Below are 1,018 nucleotides of genomic sequence, written 5' to 3'. Positions count from 1 at the left end.
AGCCCATCCCTGCAAACATTGTACTCGATTAGTTCACTTAACAAAAATTTGTCAGACCCAAATGCCATGTTTGCTATCAACCGGGCCAGGTTGAATGTATTTTCTAACTTGTTCGACAACAAGATCAGCTTAAATGCCAGAATTAATTTTGCCACTAATTTTACTAGCGTAACTACCGGGAATAGAACGTTTAATACCACCTTACAGGAGGCTAACATAGAATACCGCCCCAACCGTACGCATGTATTTAATTTCGGTTTAAGAGCCGATTACGTAGATGGCCGTGAAACGCGAATAGAAGGTGAAAGCTTAGGTTTTATTGATAGAAGCATCATGTCAGATGCTTTTGACGCCATTTTCGATTTTGGAATTAGGTACAAAGGCACCTATCGTCTGGGCGGCAAACATTTGCTGAAACCCTATCTGTCAATTACTACAGGGGAAAGCCGCAGTGCTTTGCAGCAAAACTTTGGAGGCCTAAAATATGGTGTTAGGATTGATTACTTGCCTTTTGATAAGTTTTCTCGTGGTGGAGAGTTCTACATGGACGACCTTTATCGAGAAGAAAAACCAAAATTGGTAATAGGTGTGGTTTACAGCTTTAACGACGGAGCTACATCAGCCAAAGGCACTAATGGTGGGCGCTGGTTATACGGCGATGCACAACAAAATCTCTTATTACCAACCTATAGTAAATTTGGTGCCGATTATATGTTCAAATACAATGGCTTTTATTCAATTGGAGGTTTTGTAATTACGAAAGCAACAGTTCCAGACAATATTGCTGGTGAGTTTAGATTAAACGGAACATTTAACACAGCTGGATACAATTCACAAACGCCAGAACAAATCAAAAACACCGTATTATCTCGCCTTAATTTGGGCAGAGGTTTTAACGTACAAGCAGGTTATCTGCTTCCATCTAATTGGGCTTTTGGCGGTAGGTTTTCGGCATTAAAAGAAGATAACGTAACCGCAACTTTTGCCAACAACGACAGGGCGTACACCTTTGTAACTA

General features: G+C 40.6%; 1 pseudogene. It reads left to right on the top strand.

What is annotated here, in order from left to right:
• Positions 1 to 48: 48 nt before the first annotated feature.
• Positions 49 to 1,018: pseudogene (locus tag DUT69_RS19075) on the top strand (hypothetical protein); the annotation flags it as partial.

Source organism: Pedobacter namyangjuensis (assembly GCF_003313325.1).
In the GTDB taxonomy this organism is placed as follows: domain Bacteria; phylum Bacteroidota; class Bacteroidia; order Sphingobacteriales; family Sphingobacteriaceae; genus Pedobacter; species Pedobacter namyangjuensis.
This window is presented reverse-complemented; position numbering and strand designations above follow the sequence as displayed.